Source organism: Kitasatospora sp. NPDC048545, assembly GCF_040651155.1.
In the GTDB taxonomy this organism is placed as follows: Bacteria; Actinomycetota; Actinomycetes; order Streptomycetales; family Streptomycetaceae; genus Kitasatospora.
Genome location: NZ_JBEZIQ010000001.1, coordinates 290977 through 317109 on the forward strand (window position 1 = coordinate 290977; position 26133 = coordinate 317109).

At 73.6% G+C, this 26133-nt stretch carries 21 protein-coding genes and 1 tRNA gene; 18 read left to right on the forward strand and 4 right to left on the reverse strand.

What is annotated here, in order from left to right; genetic code table 11:
• Nucleotides 1–197 precede the first annotated feature (197 nt).
• The 4 genes from AB0D10_RS01500 (at nt 198) to AB0D10_RS01515 (ending at nt 3616) form a co-directional block, all read left to right on the forward strand.
• Complete coding sequence (locus AB0D10_RS01500; RefSeq protein WP_360249351.1) at nt 198–656, forward strand: peroxiredoxin; 459 nt, start codon at nt 198–200, stop codon at nt 654–656.
• Between the two features lie 225 nt (nt 657–881).
• Nucleotides 882–1457 (forward strand): TerD family protein, encoded by a 576-nt coding sequence (locus AB0D10_RS01505; protein ID WP_360249354.1) that lies wholly within the window; start codon nt 882–884, stop codon nt 1455–1457.
• Nucleotides 1458–1796: 339 nt separating this feature from the next.
• Nucleotides 1797–2375 (forward strand): TerD family protein, encoded by a 579-nt coding sequence (locus tag AB0D10_RS01510; protein WP_360249357.1) that lies wholly within the window; start codon nt 1797–1799, stop codon nt 2373–2375.
• Between the two features lie 146 nt (nt 2376–2521).
• Nucleotides 2522–3616 (forward strand): DUF475 domain-containing protein, encoded by a 1095-nt coding sequence (locus AB0D10_RS01515; RefSeq protein WP_360249360.1) that lies wholly within the window; start codon nt 2522–2524, stop codon nt 3614–3616.
• 93 nt (nt 3617–3709) lie between these two features.
• Here AB0D10_RS01515 and AB0D10_RS01520 read toward each other — a convergent pair whose 3' ends face one another.
• On the reverse strand, nt 3710–4924 hold the full coding sequence (locus AB0D10_RS01520; RefSeq protein WP_360249363.1) for a DUF2637 domain-containing protein: 1215 nt from the start codon (nt 4922–4924) through the stop codon (nt 3710–3712).
• A gap of 560 nt (nt 4925–5484) precedes the next feature.
• Here AB0D10_RS01520 and AB0D10_RS01525 point away from each other — a divergent pair.
• Entirely contained in the window at nt 5485–6234 is a 750-nt protein-coding gene (locus AB0D10_RS01525; protein ID WP_360249366.1) for a Tellurium resistance, read from the forward strand.
• A gap of 241 nt (nt 6235–6475) precedes the next feature.
• Here AB0D10_RS01525 and AB0D10_RS01530 read toward each other — a convergent pair whose 3' ends face one another.
• Nucleotides 6476–7657: a TerD family protein gene (locus tag AB0D10_RS01530; RefSeq protein ID WP_360249369.1), complete on the reverse strand. Its 1182-nt coding sequence runs from the start codon at nt 7655–7657 to the stop codon at nt 6476–6478.
• Between the two features lie 356 nt (nt 7658–8013).
• On the opposite strand from AB0D10_RS01530, the gene AB0D10_RS01535 reads away from it, so the two are divergent.
• The 3 genes from AB0D10_RS01535 (at nt 8014) to AB0D10_RS01545 (ending at nt 12960) form a co-directional block, all read left to right on the forward strand.
• Nucleotides 8014–9252, forward strand: coding sequence for an HpcH/HpaI aldolase/citrate lyase family protein (locus tag AB0D10_RS01535; RefSeq protein WP_360249372.1), 1239 nt, complete (start codon nt 8014–8016; stop codon nt 9250–9252).
• 244 nt (nt 9253–9496) lie between these two features.
• Nucleotides 9497–12139: a phosphoribosyltransferase gene (locus tag AB0D10_RS01540; RefSeq protein ID WP_360249375.1), complete on the forward strand. Its 2643-nt coding sequence runs from the start codon at nt 9497–9499 to the stop codon at nt 12137–12139.
• Nucleotides 12139–12960, forward strand: a complete 822-nt coding sequence (locus AB0D10_RS01545) for an HAD family hydrolase (RefSeq protein WP_360249378.1) — start codon at nt 12139–12141, stop codon at nt 12958–12960. The genes AB0D10_RS01540 and AB0D10_RS01545 overlap by 1 nt, the downstream gene beginning before the upstream one ends.
• A gap of 192 nt (nt 12961–13152) precedes the next feature.
• On the opposite strand, the gene AB0D10_RS01550 is transcribed toward AB0D10_RS01545, so the two are convergent.
• Both AB0D10_RS01550 and AB0D10_RS01555 read right to left on the reverse strand, forming a co-directional pair.
• Entirely contained in the window at nt 13153–13374 is a 222-nt protein-coding gene (locus tag AB0D10_RS01550) for a zinc ribbon domain-containing protein (RefSeq protein WP_360249381.1), read from the reverse strand.
• A gap of 37 nt (nt 13375–13411) precedes the next feature.
• On the reverse strand, nt 13412–14782 hold the full coding sequence (locus AB0D10_RS01555; protein WP_360249384.1) for a hypothetical protein: 1371 nt from the start codon (nt 14780–14782) through the stop codon (nt 13412–13414).
• A gap of 206 nt (nt 14783–14988) precedes the next feature.
• Here AB0D10_RS01555 and AB0D10_RS01560 point away from each other — a divergent pair.
• The 10 genes from AB0D10_RS01560 to AB0D10_RS01605 all read left to right on the forward strand — a co-directional run bounded on the left by AB0D10_RS01560 (nt 14989) and on the right by AB0D10_RS01605 (nt 26122).
• Nucleotides 14989–15063: transfer RNA gene (locus AB0D10_RS01560), tRNA-Val, on the forward strand.
• A gap of 191 nt (nt 15064–15254) precedes the next feature.
• The gene (locus AB0D10_RS01565) at nt 15255–15659 is read left to right on the forward strand and encodes a hypothetical protein (protein WP_360249387.1); all 405 of its coding nucleotides are present in this window, start codon (nt 15255–15257) and stop codon (nt 15657–15659) included.
• 316 nt (nt 15660–15975) lie between these two features.
• On the forward strand, nt 15976–16566 hold the full coding sequence (locus AB0D10_RS01570) for an HAD-IA family hydrolase (protein WP_360249726.1): 591 nt from the start codon (nt 15976–15978) through the stop codon (nt 16564–16566).
• A 165-nt stretch (nt 16567–16731) separates the two neighbouring features.
• Nucleotides 16732–17436, forward strand: coding sequence for a VIT family protein (locus AB0D10_RS01575; RefSeq protein ID WP_360249390.1), 705 nt, complete (start codon nt 16732–16734; stop codon nt 17434–17436).
• A 192-nt stretch (nt 17437–17628) separates the two neighbouring features.
• Nucleotides 17629–20163, forward strand: coding sequence for an ATP-dependent Clp protease ATP-binding subunit (locus AB0D10_RS01580; protein WP_360249729.1), 2535 nt, complete (start codon nt 17629–17631; stop codon nt 20161–20163).
• Nucleotides 20164–20261: 98 nt separating this feature from the next.
• On the forward strand, nt 20262–21491 hold the full coding sequence (locus AB0D10_RS01585) for a sensor histidine kinase (RefSeq protein ID WP_360249393.1): 1230 nt from the start codon (nt 20262–20264) through the stop codon (nt 21489–21491).
• Nucleotides 21488–22165, forward strand: coding sequence for a response regulator transcription factor (locus tag AB0D10_RS01590; RefSeq protein ID WP_360249396.1), 678 nt, complete (start codon nt 21488–21490; stop codon nt 22163–22165). The genes AB0D10_RS01585 and AB0D10_RS01590 overlap by 4 nt, the downstream gene beginning before the upstream one ends.
• 347 nt (nt 22166–22512) lie before the next feature.
• Nucleotides 22513–22800, forward strand: coding sequence for an SHOCT domain-containing protein (locus tag AB0D10_RS01595; RefSeq protein WP_360249399.1), 288 nt, complete (start codon nt 22513–22515; stop codon nt 22798–22800).
• Nucleotides 22797–23552, forward strand: coding sequence for an ABC transporter ATP-binding protein (locus AB0D10_RS01600; RefSeq protein ID WP_360249402.1), 756 nt, complete (start codon nt 22797–22799; stop codon nt 23550–23552). Before AB0D10_RS01595 ends, AB0D10_RS01600 begins: the two co-directional genes overlap by 4 nt.
• Complete coding sequence (locus AB0D10_RS01605) at nt 23549–26122, forward strand: ABC transporter permease (RefSeq protein WP_360249405.1); 2574 nt, start codon at nt 23549–23551, stop codon at nt 26120–26122. The genes AB0D10_RS01600 and AB0D10_RS01605 overlap by 4 nt, the downstream gene beginning before the upstream one ends.
• Nucleotides 26123–26133 lie beyond the last annotated feature (11 nt).

The following is a 26133-nucleotide window of genomic DNA, read 5'->3' on the forward strand; positions in this document are numbered from 1 at the left end:
GGGTCGGGCTGCGGTGGTGCTTGGGCCGGGGCCGGGTGGTGTTCGGGACGGGCGGTGGCGCGTTCGCCCAGGGCGAAAGGAGTCGGGTGCCCGACGGGCCCGCCTCATCCGTTCGGCGGAACGCCCGTAAACGAATGCGAGGATGTGGCCAGCCGCGCCCCGCCGCGCGGCCCGGTCGCGTCAGAAAGGTCCCGCCCATGGCCGTCGAGGTCGGCACCCAGGCTCCGGACTTCGAGCTCAACAACCAGCACGGGGAGTCGGTCCGGCTCGCCGACTTCCGCGGCGAGAAGAACGTCGTCCTGGTCTTCTACCCGTTCGCCTTCACCGGCGTCTGCACCGGCGAGCTCGGCGCGATCCAGCGGGAGCTGGCCGGGCTGCAGAACGACGACGTCCAGGTGCTCGGCCTGTCCTGCGACTCGCAGTTCTCCCAGCGCGTGCTCGCCGACCGCGAGGGCCTGGAGTTCCCGCTGCTCGCCGACTTCTGGCCGCACGGCGAGGTCACCCGGGCGTACGGCGTCCTCGACGAGGAGCGGGGCTGCCCGCTGCGCGGCACCTTCGTGGTCGACAGGGCCGGCACGGTCCGCTGGAGCGTCGTCAACGGCCTCCCGGACGCCCGGGACGAGCAGGAGTACCTCAGGGTCCTCGCCGCGCTCTGAGCGCCGCCCCGGGGGCCCGCCCCGGCCGTCCGGCGCGGGCCCGGCACCCGGCCGCCCGGGTGCCCGGCGGCCGTGTCCGGCCGCAACCGCGCTGCGGACGGGAACCGCGTACTACGCTCGGGCCGTTGGCGGGGTGGGGAGCGGGAGCCGGTGCGCTCCCGGGGCCCCGGACCGCACCACCGGGGGCACCACCACAGGGCGTGCCTCCCGATTCTTGGAGGACACGTGGGAGTCAGCCTCAGCAAGGGCGGCAACGTCTCGCTCACCAAGGAGGCCCCTGGGCTCACGGCAGTGATCGTCGGCCTCGGCTGGGACGTCCGGACCACCACCGGGACGGACTTCGACCTGGACGCCAGCGCACTGCTCTGCAACGCCCAGGGCAAGGTCGGCTCGGACGGCAACTTCGTCTTCTTCAACAACCTGAAGAGCCCGGACGGCTCGGTCGAGCACACCGGCGACAACCGCACCGGCGAGGGTGAGGGCGACGACGAGGCGATCAAGGTCAACCTGGCCGGCGTCCCGGTGGACGTGGAGAAGATCGTCTTCCCGGTGTCGATCTACGACGCCGAGAGCCGTGGCCAGAACTTCGGCCAGGTGCGCAACGCCTTCATCCGTGTGGTGAACCAGGCCGACAACGCGGAGCTGGCCCGCTACGACCTCTCCGAGGACGCCTCCACCGAGACCGCGATGGTCTTCGGCGAGCTGTACCGCAGCGGCGGCGAGTGGAAGTTCCGCGCCATCGGCCAGGGCTACGCCTCCGGCCTGCGGGGCATCGCGCAGGACTTCGGCGTCAGCGTCTGAGTCCTCGTCCGACCGTGCGTCGGCGCGCTGCCGCGCGCTTCACCCGGGGCGGCCCGGACCGTGGAGGTCCGGGCCGCCCCGGTTTCGTACCGGCGCCCGCGGGGCCGCCGGGCTCGCGCCCGCGGCCGTCCGCGCGGGGTGTGCGGGCGGCCCCGTACGCGGCCCGTTCGTACGGACCGCGCGGGCCGGTCGGGGGTTCGTGCGACCCGGTGCCGCGACGGCCCGTCGCGCTGCGAGGATGTGAGTTCAGGAAGTTCAGCCGACCGGAGCCGGTCGGCCGGGGCCGCGGGGGACTACACCTGGAAGGCGCCCCGGGAGAAGCAAGGGAGGAAGAACGTCATGGTGGTCACGCTCGCCAAGGGCGGCAACGTCTCGCTCACCAAGGCCGCGCCGAACCTGACGCAGGTCCAGATCGGCCTCGGCTGGTCCGCCCGTTCGACCACGGGCGCACCGTTCGACCTCGACGCGAGCGCCCTGCTCTGCGGTGGCGGACGAGTGCTCGGTGACGAGTACTTCGTCTTCTACAACAACCTCAAGAGCCCCGAGGGCTCGGTGGAGCACCAGGGCGACAACCTCACCGGTGGCGACGACACGGGTGACGACGAGGTGGTCCTGGTCAACCTGGACCTGGTCCCGGCACAGGCGGACAAGGTGGTCTTCGCGGTCTCGATCTACGAGGCCGAGGCGCGGCTGCAGAACTTCGGGCAGGTCCGCAACGCCTACATCCGGGTCGTCAACTCGGTCGACGGCCAGGAGATCGCCCGCTACGACCTGTCCGAGGACGCGTCCAGCGAGACCGCGATGATCTTCGGCGAGCTGTACCGCTACGCGGGCGAGTGGAAGTTCCGCGCGGTGGGCCAGGGGTACGCCTCCGGCCTGCGCGGCATCGCACTCGACTTCGGCGTGAACGTACAGTAAGGGCGGAAATCGGACCATCGCACCCGACCCGATCATGAGAACTGAGGGCAGTGCGGGGGTGACCTGACCGGGCGGGGCCCGGTCAGGGAGTCTCGGGGACGAGGCCGCCCCCGACACGGCCAGAACCCGAAAGGTAGCCAACTCCCGTGTTCCTCCGCACATTCGGCTGGTCGTTCGCGATCACCGCCATCGGCCTGATCGCGGCCGGACTGCTCTGGGGAGCCCAAGGCTTCGGCATCGTGCTGATCCTCTCCATCCTGGAGATCTCCCTGTCGTTCGACAACGCGGTGGTCAACGCCACGGTGTTGAAGCGGATGAACCCGTACTGGCAGAAGATCTTCCTGACCGTCGGCGTGCTCATCGCCGTCTTCGGCATGCGCCTGATCTTCCCGCTGCTGGTCGTCGGCCTCACCGCGAAGCTCAACCCCGCGACCGTCATCGACCTCGCCCTGCATTCCGACAAGACCCACGAGGGCCTCACCTACGGCCAGTACCTGGAAGCGGCCAACCCGGCCATCGCCGCCTTCGGCGGCATCTTCCTGCTGATGATCTTCCTGGACTTCGTGTTCGAGGAGAAGGAGCACAACTGGCTGAGCTGGCTGGAGCGTCCGCTGGAGAAGATCGGCAAGCTCGACGCCCTCTCCACCGTCATCGCCCTGGTCTCGCTGGTACTGGCCTCCCGCTTCTTCGCCGCCGAGCACGCCGAAACCGTTCTGCTCGCCGGCGTCCTGGGCCTGATCACCTACCTGGCGGTCAACGGCCTCTCGTCGATCTTCGAGTCCGGCCTGGAGGAAGAGGCCGAGCGCGAGGAGGAGGCGGAGAAGTCCGGCAAGTCGGTCGTCCAGGTCGCCGGCAAGGCCGCGTTCTTCCTGTTCCTCTACCTGGAGGTCCTGGACGCGTCGTTCTCCTTCGACGGCGTGGTCGGCGCGTTCGCCATCTCCAGCGACATCTTCCAGATCACCCTGGGCCTCGGCATCGGCGCGATGTACATCCGCTCGCTGACCGTCTTCCTGGTCCGCAAGGGCACCCTGGACGACTACGTCTACCTGGAGCACGGCGCGCACTACGCGATCGGCGCCCTGGCGGCGATCCTGCTCGTCGGGATCAAGTACCACATCCCGGAGATCGTCACCGGCCTGATCGGCGTCGCCTTCATCGGGCTCGCGCTCGGCTCGTCGATCCTGCGCAACCGGCGCGAGGGCGCGGACGAGGAACCGGAACTGGTCGGCTCCGGCAAGTAGCCGGGACCGGCGCCGAGTCCGCCGCACACACGAGAACGGCCGCCCCCGGGGTTTCCCGGGGGCGGCCGTTTCCCGTTCCTGCGGGAGGGGCGGTCAGCCGAGCTGCTGCTCGATCGCGCGCAGCTTGCGCTCCAGCGAGTCCAGCTTCGGCATCGACAGGGTGTCGTCGTCGGCCGTCAGGTCGATGGACGAGCTCCGCCGGGACGAGCCGAAGGCGTCGATCGACGAGGAGGCCGAGGACGAGGCCGACGAGGTCGAGGAGGAGGACGAGTACGTCGAGGAGGACGACGACGAGTACGTCGAGGGGGAGGAGTACGAGGAGTACGAGGAACCGACGGCGGCGCGGGCGCGGCGGCCGGTGTCCAGGGCAGCCGGCTCGTACGAGTCGGAGGTGCCCGCCGAGGTCCGCGAGGTCGAGGTGGTGGCGTCGGACTCCGCGGCTAGGGCAGGCTCCGTAGTGCTCGGGCCGTCTCCGGCAGCCGTGAGGGCGGGAACCTGGCGGCCGCCACGGGCCCGGGACAGCATGCCGCCGCCCTGGCGGGAGATGGCCTTCAGCTCGGCGCGCTCGCGGCGGTCGGCGGTGCGGGCGCGGACCTTGGCGTCCAGCTTCGCCTGCCGCTCCTCGCGCACCTCCTCGACCGCCTCGTCCAGGCTGCGGACGTTCTCCAGCAGCATCAGCGACCAGGCCGCGTAGGTCTCGCGCGGGGCGCGCAGCCAGCGGACGATGCGGATCTGCGGCAGCGGGCGGGGCACCAGGCCCTGCTCGCGCAGGGCGGCCTTGCGGGTCTGCTTCAGCGCGCGGTCGAACAGGATCGCCGCCGAGATCGACATGCCGGAGAAGAACTGCGGGGCGCCGGCGTGGCCGAAGCCGCGCGGGGCGTGCACCCAGTTGAACCAGGCCGAGGCGATCGCGAACACCCAGACCAGCAGGCGGGAACCGAGCGCGGCGTCACCGTGGCTGGCCTCGCGGACGGCGAGCACCGAGCAGAACATCGCGGCGCCGTCGAGGCCGAACGGGACGAGGTACTCCCAGCCGTCGGCCAGGCCCAGGTTCTCCTTGCCGAAGCCGACCAGGCCGTGGAAGGACAGCGCGGCGGCGACACCGGCGCAGCAGAACAGCAGCGTGTACGAGGAGATGCCGTAGATCATCTCCTTGCGGCGGCGGCGCTCCTCACTGCGCTCCCAGGAGTCGGTCGCCTCGTCCTTCTTCGAGTTCTTGAAACGCAGCGTCGCCATCAGGACGGCGACGAACAGCAGGGCTGCGCCGCCGACGACGGTCCAGACCAGCTGTATGGAGGTCAGGTTCATTGCGGGTCGGGCCTCGGGTTTCCGCAGGGGACAGGTTCACAGTGCGACACAGGCGGTCAGGTCCCGCCGCGCGGGCACTGCCTGACGGATCGTTCGTCACCGCACGGCGTGCCCCACCGCGCCCGCGCAGGGGCGGACGGGACACCTGTGCGGCTAGACGATATCGCGTCCGAAGTGGCGGCATGTTACGGGAGGGCGGCTTGCTCCTGCCAATCGGCCCACCGGTTCGCCCGCGGTTCGCCCGGTGGTCGGGGCTCCGCGCGTCCGGCGGTTCGGCCTTCGGCCGGCGGTGCGGGCCCGTGCGCCCGGCGGTGCGGGCCTCGTGCGTCCGGCGGTTCGGCCTTCGGCCGGCGGTGCGGGCCCGTGCGCCCGGCGGTGCGGGCCTCGTGCGCCCGGTGCTTCGCGCCTCGCGCGCCCGGTGGTCCGGCCGGTCGGTGACCGGTGGGTGGCCGGACGGGGTAGGAGAGGAAGTGGACGGGGTATCCGTCGGCCGGGCCGATGCCCGATCATTGGTCGGCGGACCGTCAGATCGCCTGGCGGGAGCGGGGGGAGAGGACGGGATGGTCTCGATCTGGGAGTACCTGCGCGGGGACCGGAGCTACACCTTCGACAACCCGGGCGGTCAGCACAAGGTCATACTCACCAAGTCGGCCCCGCAGCACGCGATCACCGGGTCGGCCGCCACCACCGGCTACCTCTACGTCAACCTGCACTGGTCGATGCGCGCCGGTTCCGGCCGGCCGAGCACCCGGGACACGGTCAAGCGGTTCTTCAGCCCGCGGATCCTCAGCCCGCTGGAGCCGGACTCACCGCAGGGCAACGAGCCGATGAACGTCGACCTCGACCTGGCCTGTATGTACGAACTCTCCGACGGCTCCACGGGCGTGGTGCAGCCGCTCGGCGGCCTCTTCGGCGACCTCCAGAACGCGCCGTACGTCAAGCTCAGCGGCGACGACCAGTACGGGGCGCCCTCGGGCGAGACGATGTACGTCAACCTGGAGAAGAAGGACAAGTTCAAGCGACTGTTGATCTTCGTCTACATCTACGACGGCACGCCGGCCTTCGAGCAGTCGCAGGCGGTCGTGACGATCGTGCCGCAGACCGGGCCGCGGATCGAGATCAAGCTGGAGGAGCGGGCCCGGGCGGCCCGCTCCTGCGCCGTGGTGCTGATCGAGAACGCGGGCGACAACCAGCTGACCGTGCGCCGCGAGGTGCGGTACGTCAACGGGTTCCAGTCGGACATCGACCGGCTGTACGGGTTCGGGATGCAGTGGCAGCGCGGCTACAAGGGGCAGTCGGGCGGCGACTGACGAGCCGGGCGGCGAGGGGCCGGGCGGTGCCGGGTGCGGGGGCGGGAGTCTCGGTGTCCGGCTCGGGGCTCACCGGGCCGCGTGATGACCGGCCGGTTCCGGTCGTTGCGCGTTCGGGTCGTTGCGCGTTCGCGTCGCTGTGCGTTCGGGTCGTTGCACCTTCCGGTTGCTGCGCGTTCGCGTCGCTGCGCGGTCGGGGCGGGACCGCCGCTGTCGGGCGGCCGCCGCCCCGGGGCGGGCGTCAGCGGGGCTGGAACTGCGGGCCCTGCGGGGGCAGCGCGAACTCCTCGCCGGTGGGCGCGGGGGGCTGGGCCGTCGGCGGCTGCGGGACGGGCGGCTGCTGGCCGGTGCCGGCCTGCGGGTAGCCGTAGCTGCCCGGGTGCGGCTGCGGCGGGACGGGCTGGTTCGGCTGCGGGTAGCCGTACCCGGTACCGGGCTGCTGCTGGTACGGCTGGGTGGGCTGCGGATAGCCGTAGCCGGTGCCGGGCTGCTGCTGCGGGTAGCCGTACCCCGTACCCGGCTGCTGCTGGGGGTAGCCGTAGCCGGTGCCGGGCCGGTGGCCCGGGGGCGGCGTGGGCGGGGCCGGCGGGACGGCCGGGGGCGCGGTGGGCGGGGGCGTCATGCTCGGCGGGGCCGTGGGCGGCGGCGGGGTCGACGGAGCGCCCGTCGACGCGCCCGCGGTGGCGGCGGCCGGGACCGGGGTGGCCGGGGCCTGCGGCTGCGGGACGGCCGGGGCCAGGGTGAAGGTGCCCGGCTCGGGGGCGGTCGGGCGCCGGTCCGGCAGCGGGGTGCTGCGCGGGTCGACCGCACCGGTCGGGGAGGCGGTGGAGGCGGGTGCCGGGAGCTGCGCCGGGTCGGGAGCGGCGCCCGCCGCCTCGTCCTCGACGGTGATGCCGAAGTCGGTGGCGAGACCGATCAGCCCGGAGGTGTAGCCCTGGCCGATCGCCCGGAACTTCCAGGACCCGGACCGCCGGTACAGCTCGCCCGCGACCAGCGCGGTGACGCTCTCGGCGTCGCTGATCTCGAACTCGGCGAGCGCGGCCGCGCCCTCGCCGGCCGTGGCGTCGAACAGCAGCAGCCGCAGGCCCGGCACCGTGCGGAACGGTCCGCCCTCGGAGGAGCCCGCCAGCACCACGCGGTCCACGTCCGCGGGCAGCTTGCCCAGCTCGACCTCGATCGTGTCGGTGATCTCGGCGCCGCCGGAGGTCTGCTGCTTGGGCAGGTGGCGGACCAGGCCGGAGGGGTGGCGCGGCTGGTTGTAGAAGACGAAGTCGGCGTCCGAACGGACCTTGCCGGTCGCGCCGAGCAGCAGCGCGGACGCGTCCACGTCCGGCGCACCGGGCGCGGCGCTCCAGCGCAGCACGGCGCGGACCGCCGCCGCCGGCAGTGCGATGTTGGCGCCCTTGGCCATCACGTGCGTCATAGCGGACCATCCTGCCTGTTCGCCACCCCTTCGGACAACGTGACCGGACCGGTTCGCGTAGGGTCGGACTTTGCCAAGACTTGCGCTTCCCGGGGTTTGCCGCCCGGGAGCCCATGATCGTCCAAGTGGACCGGGATGTTCCGGGAGTTCAGTGCCGGGGAACCGGGGGCGGCCGGATCCCGTCCGTACGATGGGCGGTCGAAAGGCCCCCGGGGGGTTCGACGGAGGGGCGTCCGAGGGTGACGCGTCCGGGGAACCAGGGCGCCCGGTCGGCCGGTTGACCAGGGTGTCGTCCGGTCGGCAGGGGCGTCGTCGGCAGGGGGCCGGAGGCCCGTCCACTCCTGGAGGAGAGCACCTTGCGCCATTTCGGCCACCTCGCCGAGGACGTACGCGGCCGGCTCTTCGTGGAACAGCCGCGCGCCTTCACCGCGCAGAGCGAGCCCGAGGTGCTCGCAACCGCGCTCGGCGGCACCCTCTACAGCCCCGCCACCAGGCCCGCGCTCGCCGCCGACATCCGCAAACAGGCCGCTCGGGGCGTGGTCTCGATGGTGCTCTGCCTGGAGGACGCGATCGCCGACCACGAGGTCGACGCCGGGGAGCGGAACCTGGTCGAGCAGCTGAATGACCTGGTCAAGGATTTCACCGACTGCACACAGAGTCATCCCCTCCTCTTCATCAGGGTTCGTGCCGCCGCCCAGATTCCCGACCTCGCCGAGCGGCTCGGTCCGGCCGTCGAGCTGCTCAGCGGTTTCGTCCTGCCCAAGTTCACCCCGGAGAACGGCGGCGCCTACCTGGCCGCACTCGCCGCCGCCGAAGCCGCCACCGGACGGCGGCTGTTCGCCATGCCCGTCCTGGAATCGCCCGAGCTGGCCCACCTGGAGACCCGCCGCGAGCAGCTCTTCGGCATCGCCGGACTGCTCGCCGGGCACCGGGACCGGGTGCTCGCCCTGCGCCTCGGCGTCACCGACCTCTGCTCCGCGTACGGCCTGCGGCGCTCGCCCGACCTCACCGCGTACGACGTCGCGCTGGTCGCGGCGGTGATCGGAGACGTGGTCAACGTGCTCGGCCGGGCGGACGGCACGGGCCACACCGTCACCGGGCCGGTCTGGGAGTACTTCCCGGTGCAGGAACGGATGTTCAAGCCCCAGCTGCGCCGCACCCCGTTCGCCGAAGGCTCGTTCGCCGGCGGCGGCACGGTCGGCGGTGCCGGTGGCGGCAGCGGCGGCACCACCCGGACCTCCGGTGAGGAGGTCCGCCGCCGGATCATCGAACACGACCTGGACGGGCTGATCCGGGAGGTCGAACTCGACCGGGCCAACGGCCTGCTCGGCAAGACCTGCATCCACCCCAGCCACGTGCCCGCCGTGCACGCCCTCTCCGTGGTCACGCACGAGGAGTACTGCGACGCCCGCGACATCCTCCGGCAGGAGCAGGACGGCGGCGGGGTGCTGCGCTCCGCGTACACCAACAAGATGAACGAGGCCCGGCCGCACCGGGCCTGGGCGGAGCGGGTGCTGCTACGGGCGGAGGTGTTCGGAGTGGCCCGGGAGGACGTCAGCTTCGCGGAACTGCTGTCGGCCTGTTTGTGTGGTTGAGGCCCGGCCGTTCCCTCCGGTTCCCGTACGGCGGATAGGAAGCGGACAGAAAAGGGCACGGGCCGGGCGGGGTGGGCTGGGCACGCCGGGGAGGGGCGGGCATGCCGGGTCGGGGCGGGCACGCAGGGCGGGGCCGGGCTTGAGGGCTCGGCGGGCCGGGCACGCAGGGGAGGATGTGACCGGCCGGGCCCGGCGAGCCGGACAAGACGAACGCACCATCGCACCATCGAAGGCAGGACCAGTAGTGACAGCAACACCCCAGACGTGGACCGGCCGTTGGGTCGCCGACCGGACCGGGATCGTGCTGACCGGTTCCGAGTGCCTCCCCGGACTCGTCGGCCTGGCCCTCCGGGAGAACCGCAAGCGAGCCCACCTGCTGGTCTCCAACGTGCTCGGCAAACACGTGCCGCAGCGCCCCTCGGTCGTCCACGGCGCCGGACTCGACCTCGGCCGCAGAGTCCGCGAACTGCTCGGCGAAGAGGCGGCCGCGCGGGCCGTCGTGCTCGGCTACGCGGAGACCGCCACCGGCCTCGGCCACAGCGTCGCCGACGGCCTCGACGCCCCCTACCTGCACTCCACCCGCCGCCCGGTGCCCGGGATCCCCCCGCTCGGCGGCTTCGAGGAGGAGCACTCGCACGCCACCTCGCACCTGCTGCTCCCCGCCGACCCCGCCCTGTTCGCCGGGGACGGGCCGCTGGTGCTGGTCGACGACGAGTTCTCGACCGGACGGACGGTCCTCAACACCATCCGAGAACTGCACGCCCGCCACCCGCGCGCCCACTACGTCGTGGTCGCCCTGGTCGACCTGCGTTCCGCCGCCGACCGGGACCGGCTCGCCGAGACCGCCACCGGACTCGGCGTCCGGCTGGACCTGGTGGCCACCGCGAACGGTGGCGTCGAACTGCCCGAGGACCTCCTGGACCGCGCCCAGCAGCTGATCGCGGAGATGTCGACGGCCGACACGGACCCGGCCGACGTCGGCGCGGACCCGGCCGGCGCCGTCGCCGCGCCGCTGGCCCGGGTCGTACTGGACTGGCCCGCCGGACTCCCGGACGGCGGCCGGCACGGCTTCACCGCCCGTGACCGCGCCCGCCTGGACGCCGCCCTGCCCCGGCTCGCCGGGCAGCTCGCCGAAGCCCTGCCCGCCGAGGCACGGCGGGTGCTGGTGCTCGGCTCCGAGGAACTGATGTACACGCCGCTGCGCCTCGCCGACGCCCTGGCCGAGCGGCTCGGCGGAGACCGCGTCCGGTACTCCACCACCACCCGCTCGCCCGTCCTCGCGGTGGACGACCCCGGCTACGCCATCCGCACCCGGCTGGCCTTCCCCGCCCACGACGACCCGCAGGACGACGCCTCGCGCGAGCGCTACGCGTACAACGTCGCCCCCGGCAGCGACCCGGCACGGCGCTTCGACGCCGTCGTGCTGGTCGTGGACGACGTCGCCGACACCCCGGCGCTGCACCGGGGCGAGCGGTCGCTGCTCGGCCAGCTGCGGCAGGTCACCGACCGGGTGGTGCTCGCGGTGCTGCCCTCGCACCGTCCGGTGCCGTCGGCGTCCGCGCTGCCGACGCCGCTGTACGGGCCGGTGCCGTCGGCGTCCGCGCTGCCGACGCCGCTGTACGGGCCGGCGTTCTCCTCCTACCGGGCCGAGGAGGTGGCGTGGCTGCTCAAGGACCTCTCCGGGGTCGCACTGGAAGCCCCCACGGAGGAGCGCGAGGAGGCCGTGCAGAACGGCGGCGCGCACTACGCCGAGTCGCTTCCGGTCGAGTACCAGCCCAGTCCCGCCTACCAGGAGCTGTTCCACCAGGCCCTGCACGGCTCCGCCCGCCGGATCGCGCTCGCCGTCGCCACCGTCGCCGAGACGCTGCTGCGCGAACGCGGCCCCGGCCTGGTGCTCGCCTCGCTCGCCCGGGCCGGCACGCCCGTCGGCGTCCTGGTCCGACGCTGGCTGGCCTTCGCCCACAGCCTGTCCGTACCGCACTACGCCGTCTCGATCGTGCGGGGCCGCGGCATCGACCCGGTCGCCCTGCGGTACCTGGCGGCCCACCACCGCGCGCAGGACGTGGTGTTCGTGGACGGCTGGACGGGCAAGGGCGCGATCACCCGGGAACTCGCCGACGCGCTGGCCGGCACCGGCTTCGACCCGGACCTCGCCGTGCTCGCCGACCCGGGCCGCTGCGTGCGTACGTACGGCACCCGGGACGACTTCCTCATCCCGTCCGCCTGCCTCAACTCCACGGTGTCCGGGCTGGTTTCGCGCACCGTCCTGCGGGCCGGGCTGATCGGCCCGGACGACTTCCACGGGGCCAAGCACTACGCCGAACTGGCCGGGAGCGACGTCTCGGCGGTGTTCCTGGACGCCGTGGCCGCGTGCTTCGAAGAGGTCCGCGCACCGGCGGTCGAGGGCGCCGACCGGCTGGCCGCCGACCCGGACCGGGCGCCCGACTGGGCCGGCTGGGCCGCCGTCGAGCGGATCAGCGCCGAGTACGGCATCGACAACGTCAACCTGGTCAAGCCCGGCGTCGGCGAGACCACCCGGGTGCTGCTGCGCCGCGTCCCCTGGCGGATCCTCGCCCGTCGCGGCGCCGGCGCCGACCTGGACCACGTCCGGCTGCTCGCCACCCAGCGCGGCGTCGAGGTCGAGGAGGTGGACGGGCTGCCGTACACCTGCGTCGGCCTGATCCACCCGCGGTACAGCCGCGGGGCGACCGGGGCCGACGGACGGTCGGCGGGGCCGACCAGGGCCGACGGGTGGTCGGCGGAACCGGTGGGGTCGGCGGAACCGGTGGAGTCCGGGGAACCGACGGTGTCGGCGGAATCGGTGGGGTCCGGGGAATCGACGGTGTCGGGGACGCACGGGGCGTCCCCGAAGGGGAGGGAATCCTGATGGGTGTTCTGGTGGCCAGCGACCTCGACCGGACGCTGATCTACTCCGACCGGGCGCTCGCCCTGGACGTCCCCGACCGGCTCGCACCGCGGCTGCTCTGCGTCGAGGTGTACCAGGGGCGGCCGCTGTCCTACATGACCGAACAGGCCGCCGGACTGCTCACCGACCTCGCCCGGCAGGCCCGCTTCGTCCCCACCACCACCCGGACGACGGAGCAGTACGAGCGAGTCAGGCTGCCCGGCCCGACGCCGGACCGGGTCCCCGAGTACGCGATCTGCGCCAACGGCGGGCAACTGCTGGTGGACGGCGTTCCGGACCCGGACTGGCGCGCCGAGATCACCGCGCGGATAGCCGCCGGCTCGGCCCCGCTGGAGGAGGTCGTCCGGCGGCTCGCGGTGTGCGCCGACCCGGAGTGGACGCACAAGCGGCGAGTCGCCGACGAGTCCTTCGCCTACCTGGTCGTCGATCGCGCCGCACTGCCGGCCGGCTGGCTGGACGAGCTGACCGGCTGGTGCGCCGAGCGTGGCTGGACGGTCTCGCTGCAGGGCAGCAAGGTGTACGCGGTCCCGGCGCCGCTCACCAAGAGCGCCGCCCTCACCGAAGTCGTACGGCGCAGCGGCGCGACCACCGTGCTCGCGGCCGGGGACTCGCTGCTCGACGCGGACTTGCTGCTCGCGGCGGACGCCGGATGGCGGCCCGGGCACGGTGAACTCGCCGACAGCGGCTGGACGGCCCCCGGCGTCACCGCCCTCCGGGAGGTGGGGGTGACAGCGGGGGAGGAGATCGTCCGGCGGTTCCTGGCGGGGGCCACGGCGAGGTAGTGGCGGGGTAGCGGCGGGTCGGATCCGGGCGCGCGTCCGGCCCGGCCCCGCCCGGCCCCGCCCGGCCGGGGTTCGGTTCCGGTTCCGGTCGGAGCCCGGTCGGTTCAGGCCCGATCCGGTCGGTTCACGTCGGATCCGGTCGGTTTCACATCCTGCTCCGGTCGGTCCCTGTCCGACTCCGGGCGGGGCCGGTCAGCCGCAGCAGCCACCGCCGCAGCAGCCGCCTCCACCCCCGCCCCCCGCGGCGGGGGCCGGACGGCCGGCGGCCGCACCGGTGACGGCGACCGTGGACAGCAGCTTCGTGGTGTCCTCGTGTCCCTGCGGGCAGACGGCGGGGTCGTTCGCCTGCGCCATCGGGCGGCGGAGCTCGAAGGTGGCGCCGCAGGAGCGGCAGCGGAAGTCGTAACGTGGCATACCGGCAGAGTACCGAGAGAACCCCGCCGGTAAGCGGTCAGTGGTGCCCGCCCAGGTCGCCGCGGATCAGCCCGATCACCCGCGTCGACGTGTCCCGCACCGCTGCCAGCTCGGTGAGGAAAGCCCAGTAGTCGGGGTGCCGGCCGGCCGCCTCCAGCGTCGCCACCGCACGGTCCAGCCGGGCCACCGCCTCGTCCAGCGGGGCGGCGTGCCGCGGGTCCGGCGCGCTGCGCCCCGCCATCGCCAACCGCTGCGCGTCCCGGATGGCGAAGCGGGCGCGCTCGATCTCCCGGTTGGGGTCGTGCTGCACCTCGTTCAGCTGCCGCAGCCGGTCGTTCACCGCGGCCACCGAGCCGTCCGCGGTCTCCAGCAGCGCGCGGACCGTCCCGATCGCGCCGGTGGCGTCCGCCCAGCGCTGCTCGTCCCGGGCACGGGCCGCCTCGGCGAGCTTGCGCTCGGCAGCGCGCCCGGTCTCCGCGACCTGGTCCGGCACCCGCTGCAGGTCCTGCCAGCAGGCGGCGCTGAACCGGCGGCGCAACTCGCTCAGGGCCGGCTCCACCGTCCCGGCCTTGGTCTCCAGCGCCTGGATCCGGGTCCGCAGGCTCGCCACCCGCCGGTCGATCTCCCTCGCCCGCTCCGGCAACTGCGCGGCGTCGGCGGCGATCGCCTCCGCCCGCTGCCGCACGTCGTCCGCCCGCTGCAGGGTGCCGGCCACCCCGTGCCGCGCCGGGCCCTCGTTCAGCCGCCCCAGCTCCGGCGCCAGCTCGGCCAACCGGGCCGCCAGGTCATCCGCCCGCAGCCCGGCGCCGCGCGCCTCGTCCAACGCGTTCGAAGCGGTGAGCAGCGCGCGCTTGGCCTGCTCGACCGCCGGAGTGACCCGCATCAGCTGCTGCTCGGCGTGCTGGACGGTCGGCTGCAGACGGCTCAGGAAGTCGTTCAGCTCGGCCCGGGCGGAGCCCAGCTGGCCCTTCACGTCCTCCAGTTGGCGCTTGGCCTGCGCCGCCGCGCCCGCGTCCAGGGCCTCGCTGTCCAGGTTGTGCGCGTCGAGGGCACCCAGGTAGTTCACGGTGACCTGATCGACCCGGCCGGAGATCGCCGCCAGATCGGCCAGCGCACGCTGCACCGTCGGCCCGTCCTCCGCAGCGCGGACCGTCTCCACCGCGAGCTGCACCTCGCGCTGGGTCTCCTCCAGCTCGTAGAACGCCTCCTGCGCCGCGGCCCGGGCCTCCCTCGCCCCCGCCCGCACGCCCTCACCCGCGCCACGCCGACCCCACCAGCCGCCAGTCCCGGACGACGCCAGACCGACCGCCCCCAACGCACCAGCCAGCACCACGGGCAACACCAGCGCGTCCGCCAGCGCACTCCCCGCCCGCCGCCGCCCCCGCCCGCTCCCGCCGGCCACCGTCACTGCGCGCTCCCTGCTCCGACCCGCTGATCCGGCCCCATTCTCCCCGATCACCCCACCCGCCCGTCACCCCCTCCCACCCCACCCGCCCGCACCATCACCACCCACCCGCACCACCCGCCCCACCCCCACCCGGGCACCTGGCCCCACACCACCCCCCGGACCAGGTACCCTAGGCACTCGTCGTACGCCCACCAGGCCACGACAGGGGGCGCGTAGCTCAGTGGTAGAGCGCTGCTCTTACAAAGCAGATGTCGGCGGTTCGAAACCGTCCGCGCCCACCAGCGCAAAAGGCCCGCAGCGATCATGCTGCGGGCCTTTTGACTGCAGTGACTGACAGCAACCGCTGATGTCAGTCGGCCGTCCGGCGTCTCCGCGGCAACTCGTCCATGGTCACGCCGATCTGCGAGTGCCCCAGGATCTTCACCCGCGGGGCGACCGCAGCGAACGGGATGGTCGCGCAACCGCGCCGCGCGTGGTGCTGCGGTCCTCCGATCAAACGCGACCTCGTACCAGGCTGGTCGCCGGTTGTGGAGGTTCGGGGCGGCAGCCCGCGACGGCCTCGGGTGGACCTGGCGCGGCTCCTCCTGCCCAGGCTTCTCAGCAGCAGCAGCAGCAACAGCAGAAGTCGCCGCCCGCCGCGACGAACGCGACCTTCCGCGATCACGACCTCGTGATCAGTGCGGTCTGCACGGTGCCCGCTTCCCGGCCGGCGAAGGTCTGGGTGCACGGTTTCGAGCCCGGCAGCTGGAAGACGGTGGTGTCGGTCGAGTTCACCCTGCCGGCCGCGGTGGTGGTCGGCTCCCGGCAGGGAGTGAAGCTGAGTGCCATTCAGGAGTTGTGTGCAGGGAACCGGAAGAACCTGCCGAAGGCCGTCTAGGCCGACGGGAAGAAGCTCCTGTTCCGTTCCGTCCAGGGCGAGCAGGAGACCGCGTTCGCATCGACCTGACTCCCGGCGCCCAGCCCCAGCAGGTCACCGCCGACGAGGCCGCGACCTCGCTCGGTTACGTCGATGTCCCGCTGGAGTGGCGCTGACCACCCCGGCGGTGCCGCGCCCCCTGGTGTCCGGCGTCGCGCTCACCGGTGAGGGGAGGGCCGGGTGCGGTCCGCTGGGGCCGTCGGCCGCACCCCCCCGGGTGCCGGGGGTGCGGTGGTGCTGGTAGGGAGAAGGGGTGACTACCAGGGCGTTTGATGCGGTGTTGTGCGATGTGGACGGTGTGATCCGGTTCTTCGACGGGGCCGGGGTGGCGGCGTTGGAGCGGGCGGCGGGTCTGGGGGAGGGCAGTACGGCGGGCGTGGGCTTCGCACCGGAGAACGACCTGCCGTTGTTGCTGGGGCGGATCGGCAAGGCGGAGTGGGTGGAGTCGATCGCGCGAGGGCTGGCCGGGCGGGTGTCGGGGGCGCAGGCGCGCGGGTTGGCGGAGGCGTTCGCGAACTCGCCGTTCTGGGCGGACGAGGTCGCGGTGGGGATGCTGCGGCAGGTGCGGGAGCACTGCCGGGTGGTGTTGGTGACCAATGCGACGGTCTGGTTGGACGAGGACCTGGAGCGGTTGGGGCTGACGGACTTGGCGCACGAGGTGGTGAACAGTTCCGTGGTCGGCAGCGCGAAGCCGGAGCGCCGGATCTACGAGATCGCCGCGGAGCGGGCCGGGGTGGCGCCGGAGCGGTGCGTGTTCGTCGACGACCGGCGGGAGAACGTCGATGCGGCGGTGGCGCTGGGGATGACCGGGGTGCTCTACCGGGGGCCGGAGGACCTGCGGCGGGCGGTGGCGCCCTTGCTGGGTTAGGGAGGCGGGGAGTCCGCCGGTGGCGTCGGCCCGGATGGTCGACCGGTGCATGCGGGTGGCGGGGCGGTGGGGCTGCGGGGAGCGGGTGGCGGGCCCGCGGGGGCCGGGTGAGGATCGGGGAGACCGGTCGGGTCCTGCGGTCGGATACCCGGGAGCGGTGAACGGATGGCTGAGCAGGTCGGGGAGACGCGGGCAGAGTTGTCGGCGCGCCTGAACTGGCTGCGGGCGGCGGTACTGGGGGCCAACGACGGTGTGGTGTCGACGGCGGGCATCGTGACCGGGGTGGCGGGTGCGACCGGTTCGCGGACGGCGTTGCTCGCGGCGGGGGTGGCCGGGCTACTGGCGGGGGCGATGTCGATGGCGGCCGGCGAGTACGTGTCGGTCAGCACCCAACGGGACACCGAGCGGGCCGCGTTGGCGAAGGAGCGGCGGGAGCTGGCGGAGGACCCGGAGGGGGAGCTCGACGAACTCACCGACTACTACCGGGGCAGCGGGCTGGCGGACGACCTGGCGCGGGACGTGGCGGTGGCGCTGACCGAGCGGGACGCGCTCGCGGCCCACGCGCAGACCGAACTCGGCATCGACCCGGAGGTGTTGACCAATCCCTGGGAGGCGGCGCTGGCCAGTGCGGCCGCGTTCACGTTGGGCGCCCTGGTGCCGCTGATGGCGGTGCTGCTGCCGCCGGAGTCGTGGCGGCTGCCGGTGACGGTGGTGTCGGTGGTGGCCGCGCTCACCCTGTCGGGCTGGGCGAGTGCCCGGATGGGCGGGGCCGGGCCGGCGCGGGCGGTGGGGCGCAATGTCGCGGGCGGGCTGCTGGCGATGGCGGTGACGTACAGCGGTGGCGTGCTGTTGGACCACTTCACCGGTTGAGGCCGGGACGGCGGGACAGCGGTGAGGCGGGAAGGGGGCATAGCGGCGTACGGGTGCGGCTGCAGGTCGGCGGGGACGGCCCGCAGCAGGCCGGGACGGCGCCCGCAGGGTGCCGGCCGGCTCGACGGGCGAGGTCGTACGGCCTGTGTTTGTGTGGCTGCAAACCGCTTGGGAGAGGTGAAGGCCGTGACCATGCCCCCGTTCGGATCGAACGATCCGTTCTCCGATCTGCTCAGCCGGTTCTTCGGGATGAGTCCGCTGGACTCCCCGCCCGCCGTGCAGAGGGTGCCGATCGGGCGGCTGCTCAGCGAGTCCTCGCAGGAGCTGTTGGCGCTGGCCGCGCAGCGTGCCGCCGAGGACGGTTCCCGTGACCTCGACACGGCCCACCTGGCCTGGGCGGCGACCCGGGTGGAGCCTTCGCGGCGGATGCTGGAGCGGGCGGGCATCGATCCGGACCGGCTGTCCGGCGACCTGGAGCAGGCCCTGCCGCCCGGCACCCCGGGTGCGGTGGACGGGCGGCCGGCGCTCACCCCCTCGGCCAAGCGCGCGCTGCTCGCGGCGCACGCCCGTTCGCAGGCGGTCGGCGCCTCGTACATCGGTCCGGAGCACATCCTCGGTGCGCTGCTGGACCAGGAGCGTTCGGGGGCGGGGGTGGCGCTGCGCAACGCGGCGCCGTCGCAGGAGTCGTTGAAGTCGGTGCTGGACGAGCGTGGCCCGGGCGGCGAGCGGGGCGGTCCGGGGGGCCGGCAGAGCGGGACGCCGACGCTGGACGAGTACGGGCGCGACCTCACCGAGGAGGCGCGCTCGGGCCGGTTGGACCCGGTGGTCGGGCGGGCCGAGGAGATCGAGCAGACCGTCGAGATCCTCTCTCGGCGGACCAAGAACAACCCGGTGCTGATCGGTGAGCCGGGTGTCGGCAAGACCGCGATCGTCGAGGGCCTGGCGCAGCGGATCGTCTCCGGGGACGTGCCGCAGAGCCTCAGGGAGAAGCGGGTGGTCACCCTCGATCTGACCGCGCTGGTGGCCGGCTCCAAGTACCGGGGCGAGTTCGAGGAGCGGCTGAAGAGCGTGATCGACGAGGTCACGGCGGCCGAGAAGAGCGTGATCCTGTTCCTGGACGAGCTGCACACCGTGGTCGGTGCGGGTGGTGGCGGCGAGGGTTCGATGGACGCCGGCAACATCCTCAAGCCGGCGCTCGCGCGCGGGGAGTTGAGCGTGGTCGGCGCGACGACGCTGGACGAGTACCGCAAGCACGTGGAGAAGGACGCCGCGCTGGAGCGCCGCTTCCAGCCGGTGCTGGTGCCCGAGCCGAGCGTCGAGGAGACGATCGAGATCCTGCACGGGCTGCGCGACGCCTACGAGGCGCACCACCAGGTGCGGTTCGGGGACGAGGCGCTGGACGCGGCGGCGACGCTCTCCGACCGGTACGTCAGCGACCGGTTCCTGCCGGACAAGGCGATCGACCTGCTGGACCAGGCGGGTGCCCGGGTGCGGCTGCGCAGCCTGAGCGGGTCCACCGAGGCGACCGGGGTGCGGGACCGGATCACCAAGTTGAGGCGGGAGTTGGAGGAGGCCGTCACGGACGAGGAGTTCGTGCGGGCTGCCAACCTGAAGACCGAGCTGCGGCAGACCGAGGACGAGCTGGCGGCGATCGCGGAGTCCCGCGAGGAGGTCGTCGACGTGACGGCCGACGACATCGCGCAGGTGCTGTCCTCCCGGACCGGCATCCCGGTCGCCGAGCTGAACGCGACGGAGAAGGAGCGGCTGCTCAAGCTGGAGGACCACCTCCACGAGAAGGTGATCGGCCAGGAGGAGGCGGTCACCGCCGTCGCCCGGGCGGTGCGCCGCGGCCGGGCGGGGATGGGCGACCCGGAGCGGCCGACCGGCTCCTTCCTCTTCCTCGGGCCGACCGGGGTCGGCAAGACCGAGCTGGCGAAGGCGTTGGCGGCGCTGCTGTTCGGTGACGCGGACCGGATGGTCCGCTTCGACATGAGCGAGTTCCAGGAGAAGCACACCGTTTCCCGGCTGGTCGGCTCCCCGCCTGGGTACGTCGGCTATGACGAGGCCGGGCAGCTGACCGAGGCGGTGCGTCGCAAGCCGTACGGCGTGCTGCTCTTCGACGAGGTGGAGAAGGCGCACCCGGACGTCTTCAACCTGCTGCTCCAGGTGTTGGACGACGGGCGGCTGACCGACTCCCAGGGGCGTACGGTCGACTTCCGCAACACCGTGGTGATCATGACCAGCAACATCGGCTCGCAGCGGATCCTGGACCACGCGGGGGACGTGTCGCAGATCAGGGACGACCTGATGCGCGACCTGCGGCAGCACTTCCGGCCGGAGTTCCTCAACCGGATCGACGAGGTGATCGTCTTTCACGCGCTCACCCGGAAGGACCTGCTGTCGGTGGTGGACCTGCTGCTGGAGCGCAGCCGGCGTCGGCTGCGGGCCCAGGACGTCAGGCTGGAGGTCACCGACGCGGCCAAGGAGTTCCTGGTCAACCGCGGGTACCAGCCGGAGTTCGGGGCCCGGCCGCTGCGCCGGACGATCCAGTCGGAGCTGGACAACCGGATCTCCGACCTGCTGCTGGGCGGAACCGTGCGGGAGGGGGACACGCTGATCGCGGACGTGAGCGACGGGGAGTTGGTGGTGACGCTCGCGCGGCCGGAGGCGTCGGCGACCTTCGAGGAGGCCGAGGAGAAGCTGGGGGCTTCCGCCGCGGACCGCTGAGGGAAGCAGGGCGGCTTCGGGCATACTCCGGCGGGAGTACGCCCGAACGCCACTGTTGGAGGACGCGCGAGGGCGGGGCGCGGGTCTAGCTTGTGGGCATGATGCCGCCCACGTCCCAGCCGCCGGAGCCGTCCGCGGAGGCGCCGCCCGAGCCGTGGCGCCCGCCGTGGGTGCGCGGGTCAGGGTCGGGCCTGCCGCTGGGGCTGGCGCCGGCGGTCGCGGTGGTCCAGGTGCTCGGCTCGACCTTCGCCGCGCACAACCAGCCCGGGCGGGCCCCGCTGGACGCGTTCGGCTACGTCCTGCTGCTGCTCGGGCCCGCCCTGCTGGTGCTGTGCCGGCGCCGCCCGGTCGCGGTGGTGGCCGGCACCTCGGCGGTCACCGCCGGGTACCTGGCCGCCGGGTACCCGTACGGGCCGGTGTTCCTGAGCTGGCTGATCGCCTGCTGCGTCGCGATCGCCGCCGGGCACCGCCGGGCGGCCTGGGCCGGACTGGGCGGGGTCTACCTGGTGCACGTGCTGGTCACCTTCGTGCTGCCCGCGGACTGGCAGCGCGCCGCCCCGCCGTCCGGCACCGTCTGGCCGCAGGAGGTCGGGCTGCTGGCCTGGCTGCTGCTCGTGATGGCGATCGCCGAGATCGTCCGCTTCCGGCGCGAGCGGATCGCCGCCCACCGGGCCTACCGGCAGCAGTTGGAGGAGCGCCTTGCCGACGAGGAACGGCTCAAGATGGCACGGGAGTTGCACGACATCCTGGCGCACAGCCTGTCTCTGATCAACATCCAGGCGGGGGTCGCGCTCGCGCTGCTCGACCGGCGGCCGGCGGAGGCCCGCACCGCGCTGGTCACCATCAAGTCGACCAGTAAGGAGGCCCTCGGCGAGGTCCGCCAGGTGCTCGCGACGCTGCGCGGGCCCGGGGCGGCGCCGCGTGGTCCGGCCCCGGGGCTGGACCGGCTGGACGAACTCACCGAGCAGGCCGACCGGGTGGGCCTGGAGGCCGAGGTGCAGGAGCTCGGCGAGCGGCGCGCGCTGTCCGCGACCGTCGACCTCACCGCCTTCCGGATCGTCCAGGAGGCGCTCACCAACGTCATCCGGCACTCGGTGGCCCGGGAGGCCGTCGTGGTGCTGGACTGGAGGGACCCGGCCCAGCTGGTGGTCCGGGTCGAGGATCCGGGGCCGGCCGTGATCGCCGACGCCGGCGGGTCCGGGAGCGGGCTGGTCGGGATGCGGGAACGCGCGGGCGCGTTCGGTGGCACCATCACGGCGGGGCCGCTGCCCGGCGGCGGTTTCCGGGTCCGGGCGGAGCTGCCGACACCGAAGGCGGGGAGCGAGTGATTCGGGTACTGCTGGCGGACGACCAGCTGCTGGTCAGGGCGGGCTTCCGGGCCCTGCTGGACCTGCAGGACGACCTCACGGTGGTCGGCGAGGCGGACGACGGGGAGGCGGCGCTGCGGCTCGCCCGCGAACTCGTGCCGGACGTTGTGCTGATGGACGTCCGGATGCCGCGGATGGACGGCCTGGAGGCGACCAGGAGGATCGCCGAGGACCCGGCGCTGTCCTCCGTACGGGTGGTCGTGCTGACGACCTTCGAACTGGACGAGTACGTCTTCGAGGCGCTGCGGTCGGGGGCGGCGGGCTTCCTGGTCAAGGACACCGAACCGGCCGACCTGCTGCGGGCGATCCGGGTCGCCGTCGCCGGGGACGCGCTGCTCTCACCGGGGGTCACCAGACGGCTGATCGGCGAGTTCGCCGCCCGGTCGAAGGCGCCCGAGGCGGGGCCGGAGGGGCTGCTCGACGTCTCGGCGCTGACCGAGCGGGAGCGCGAGGTGCTGGCGCTGGTCGGGATGGGGCTGTCCAACGAGGAGATCGCCCGGCGGCTGGTGGTGAGCCCGTTGACGGCGAAGACGCACGTCAGCCGGGCGATGGTGAAGCTCGGCGCGCGGGACCGGGCGCAACTGGTGGTGCTGGCCTACGAGTCGGGGCTGGTGCGGCCGGGCTGGCTGGGCTGAGGGGGGCGTTCGCGGGAGCTGCCGTGCCTGTGCGGCTGTTCCTGCGCGGTCGCCCCCGTGCGGCTGCTCCGGTGTGGACGCCTGCTCGGCCGCCTCTGAACGGACACCCCGTGCGGGTACTCCCGCGCGAGTACGTCGCGGGTCGGGCCCGCACGCGGTCGTCGGTCCGCTACCGTCCCGCCTGGCTACTCCCGGCCCGGCGTGTCCCCGAAGGTCCGTACTCTCCGGGGAGTATCCCGACTGCCGCTGCTGGTAGGACGCGTGAGGAGACCCCTCGGCGGGACGCTCAAGGCACCTCGGGAACCGCCCGAGGTCCTGGAGGCCCCCAGCCGAGGAGATGACCCACCATGTACACGCAGCTGGCCGACTGGCACGGGCCCGGGCCGTGGATCCTGCTGATCCCACTGGTCTGGATCGCCGTGGTGTTCCTGGTGATCGCGGTGCTGCGCCGCACGGTCTGGCGGCGCCGCGGCTGCGGCTTCGGGTACGGCGCCGGATCCGCCGCGGAGCACCCGCTGGCCGTCCTCGGCCGCCGCTACGCCGAGGGCGACATCGACGCCGAGGAGTACCGCGCCAAGCGGGCCGTGCTCACCGAGCCGACCCGGGACGACGCCCGGGGAGGTGGCGCCAGGTGACCACCCTCGACGTTGTTCGCGGCGCCGCCGCGCGGGTCGCCGACGCCGTGAAGATCCACGGCGTCGGCGGCACCGAAGTCCGGGCGCTGGACCACGTCACGGTGGAGTTCCCGGCGGGGCGCCTCACCGCGATCATGGGCCCCTCCGGCTCGGGCAAGTCCACCCTGATGCACTGCGCGGCCGGGCTGGACACGCTCACCGCGGGCAGCGCCTGGATCGGGGAGACCGAACTCGGCCCGCTGAGCGACCGGCGGCTCACGCTGCTGCGCCGGGAGCGGGTGGGCTTCGTGTTCCAGGCCTTCAACCTGGTGCCCACGCTCACCGTCCGGGAGAACATCACCCTCCCGCTCGACCTGGCCGGGGCCGCCCCCGACCGGTTCTGGCTGGAGACGCTGATCGACGTCGTCGGCCTCGGCGACCGGCTGGGGCACCGCCCGAGCGAGCTCTCCGGCGGCCAGCAGCAGCGGGTCGCGGTGGCGCGGGCGCTGGCCGGACGGCCGCAGGTGGTCTTCGCCGACGAGCCGACCGGCAACCTCGACTCCCGCAGCGGCGGTGAGGTGCTCGGCCTGCTGCGCCGCTCGGTGGACGAGATGGGGCAGGCCGTGGTCATGGTCACCCACGACCCGACGGCCGCCGGGTGGGCCGACGAAGCGCTGTTCCTCGCCGACGGCCGGCTGGTCGACCGGATGGAGCGGCCCAGCGCCGGACTGGTGCTGGACCGGATGAAGGCCTTCGAGCGGGGGCGGTCGTGAACTCCGTGACGCTCCGGCTCGGCCTGCGCTCGCTGCGCGCCCACAAGCGGCGGCTGGCCGGCACCCTGCTGTCCGTCCTGCTCGGGGTGAGCTTCCTGACCGGCACGATGGTCCTGGGCGACACACTGCGGGCCAACTTCGACACCCTGTTCGCCGACGCCAACGCGGGCACCGACGTCGTGGTCCGAAGCGCCGACGTGCTGGACTCCCCGGGCACGGCCGGCGGGGTGCGGGCGCCGGTGGAGGCGGTGCTCGCCGACCGGCTGCGCACCGTCCCGGGCGTGGCCGCGGCCGAGCCGTCGGTACAGGGCGCGGGCCAACTCATCGGCAGCGACGGCAAACCGATCGGCGGCCAGGGACCGCCCACGCTCGCGGGCAACTGGCTCACCGACGGTCGGCTCAACCCGTACCGGCTGGCCGAGGGGCGGGCGCCGGCCGCCCCGGGTGAGGTCGTGGTGAACCGCGGCGCGGCCAGGGCGGGCGGACTGCACCTCGGCTCGACCACCGTGCTGCGCACCCCCGATCCGGTGGCGGTCACCGTCGTCGGCATCGCCACCTTCGGGACGAGCGCGGACGGTATGGGGCCGAGCACCTTCACCGCGATGACCTTCGCGGATGCCGAGCGCCACCTCACCCCCAGGGGCGAGGGGCAGGCCGCCTCGGTCCAGGTCCGTGCGGCGGGCGGGCTCTCCCAGCGGGAGCTGGCGGAGCGGATCGCCCCACACCTGCCCCCCGGCGTCGAGGCGGTCACCGGCGCGGCGGCCACCCAGGAGTCCACCCAGCTGGTGTCCGGGCGGTTCCTGACCATGTTCACGACGCTGCTGCTGGTCTTCGCCGGGATCGCGCTACTGGTCGCGACGTTCACCATCCACAACACCTTCGCCATCGTGGTCGCCCAGCGGAGCCGGGAGAACGCGCTGCTGCGGGCGCTGGGCGCGGTCCGCGGCCAGGTGCTCGGGGCGACGCTGGCAGAGGCCCTGGCGGTGGGCCTGCTGGCCTCGATCGGCGGGCTGCTGGGCGGGATCGGGGTGGCGACCGGGCTCAAGGCGCTGTTCTCGGCGCTCGGCTTCGCCCTGCCGACCGGCGGCATGGTGATCAGTGCGGCCGCCGTCCTGCTGCCACTACTGGTCGGGACGCTGGTCGCGGTGGGCTCGGCCCTGCTGCCGGCCGTCCGGGCCGGGCGGACGGCTCCGCTGGCGGCGCTGCGGGACACCGGCGTCGACCGGGCCGCGCAGGGGCGCTCGGGCACCGTCCGGGTGGTGCTCGGCGGACTGCTGTCGGCCGGGGGCGTACCGGTGGCCGTGCTCGGCGCGACGGACGGCCCGTCCGTCCTGCTGACGGCGGCCGGGGCGCTGGCGGTCCTGGCCGGGACGCTGGTGCTCGGGCCGGTCGCCGCCGCCCTCGCGGTCCGGACGCTGGGCGCGCCGCTGCCCGGGCTGCGCGGGGTCTCCGGGCTACTGGCCCGGCGCAACGCGGCCCGCAACCCGCGCCGGACGGCGGCCACCGCGAGCGCGCTGATGATCGGGGTCGCGGTGGTCACGCTGTTCACCGTCTTCGGTGCGTCGATCAAGGCCACCCTGGACGACACGGTGAGCAGGTCCTTCGCGGGCGACCTCGCCGTCACCACCGCCTCGTTCGGGGCCGGCGGCAGCGGGATCAGCCCCGGGGTGGCGGCCGCCGTGGCCGGGCTGCCCGAGGTGCGGCAGGCGGTCGGGCTCGGCCGGGGCGTCGCCCGGATCGACGGGCAGGGCCGGACGCTGGACGTCACCGACCCGGCCCGGTTGCCCGGCATCGTCGACCTCGGCCGGGTCGACGGATCACTGGAGGGCCTCGGTACGGACGGGCTGGCAGTGTCCCGCAGCGAGGCCCGGCAGCACGGCTGGAGCCTCGGGCGGACCGTCACCGTGGGCTTCGCCGACGGCACGAGCGGCCCGTTCACGATCCGTGCGCTCTACGGGGGAGGCGGTCTGGCCGGGGACTACCTGATGACCCGGCAGGCCTGGGCGCCGCACCGGGGTCAGGACGCCGACACCGTGGTCGCGGTCGGGCTGCGCGACGGTGTTTCGCCGGGCGCTGGCAAGGCGGCGGTCGAGAAGGCGCTCGTCCATTTCGGGAGCCCACGGGTCCAGGACCGCGCCGAGTACGCCGCGAGCGCGGCCTCCGGCGTCGACATGATGCTCTCGGTGGTCTACGCGCTGCTGGCACTGGCGGTGCTGATCGCGCTGCTGGGCATCGCCAACACGCTGACGCTGGCGGTGCACGAGCGGACCAGGGAGCTGGGGCTGCTGCGGGCGGTCGGCCAGACCAGGGCGCAGTTGCGCGGCATGGTGCGCTGGGAGTCGGTGCTGGTGGCGGCGTTCGGGACGGTCGGAGGGCTCGGGCTCGGCGCCTTCCTCGGCTGGGCCCTGGTGCGGGCCTCGGACAGCGCCGGGACGGGGTCGTTCGCGATACCGGTCGGGCAGCTGGCCGTGGTCCTGGCGGCCGGGCTGCTGGCGGGCGCGGTGGCCGGCCTCCGACCGGCGGGCCGGGCGGCGCGGCTGGACGTCCTGCGGGCGATCGCGACGGAGTGAGCGGGAGCGGG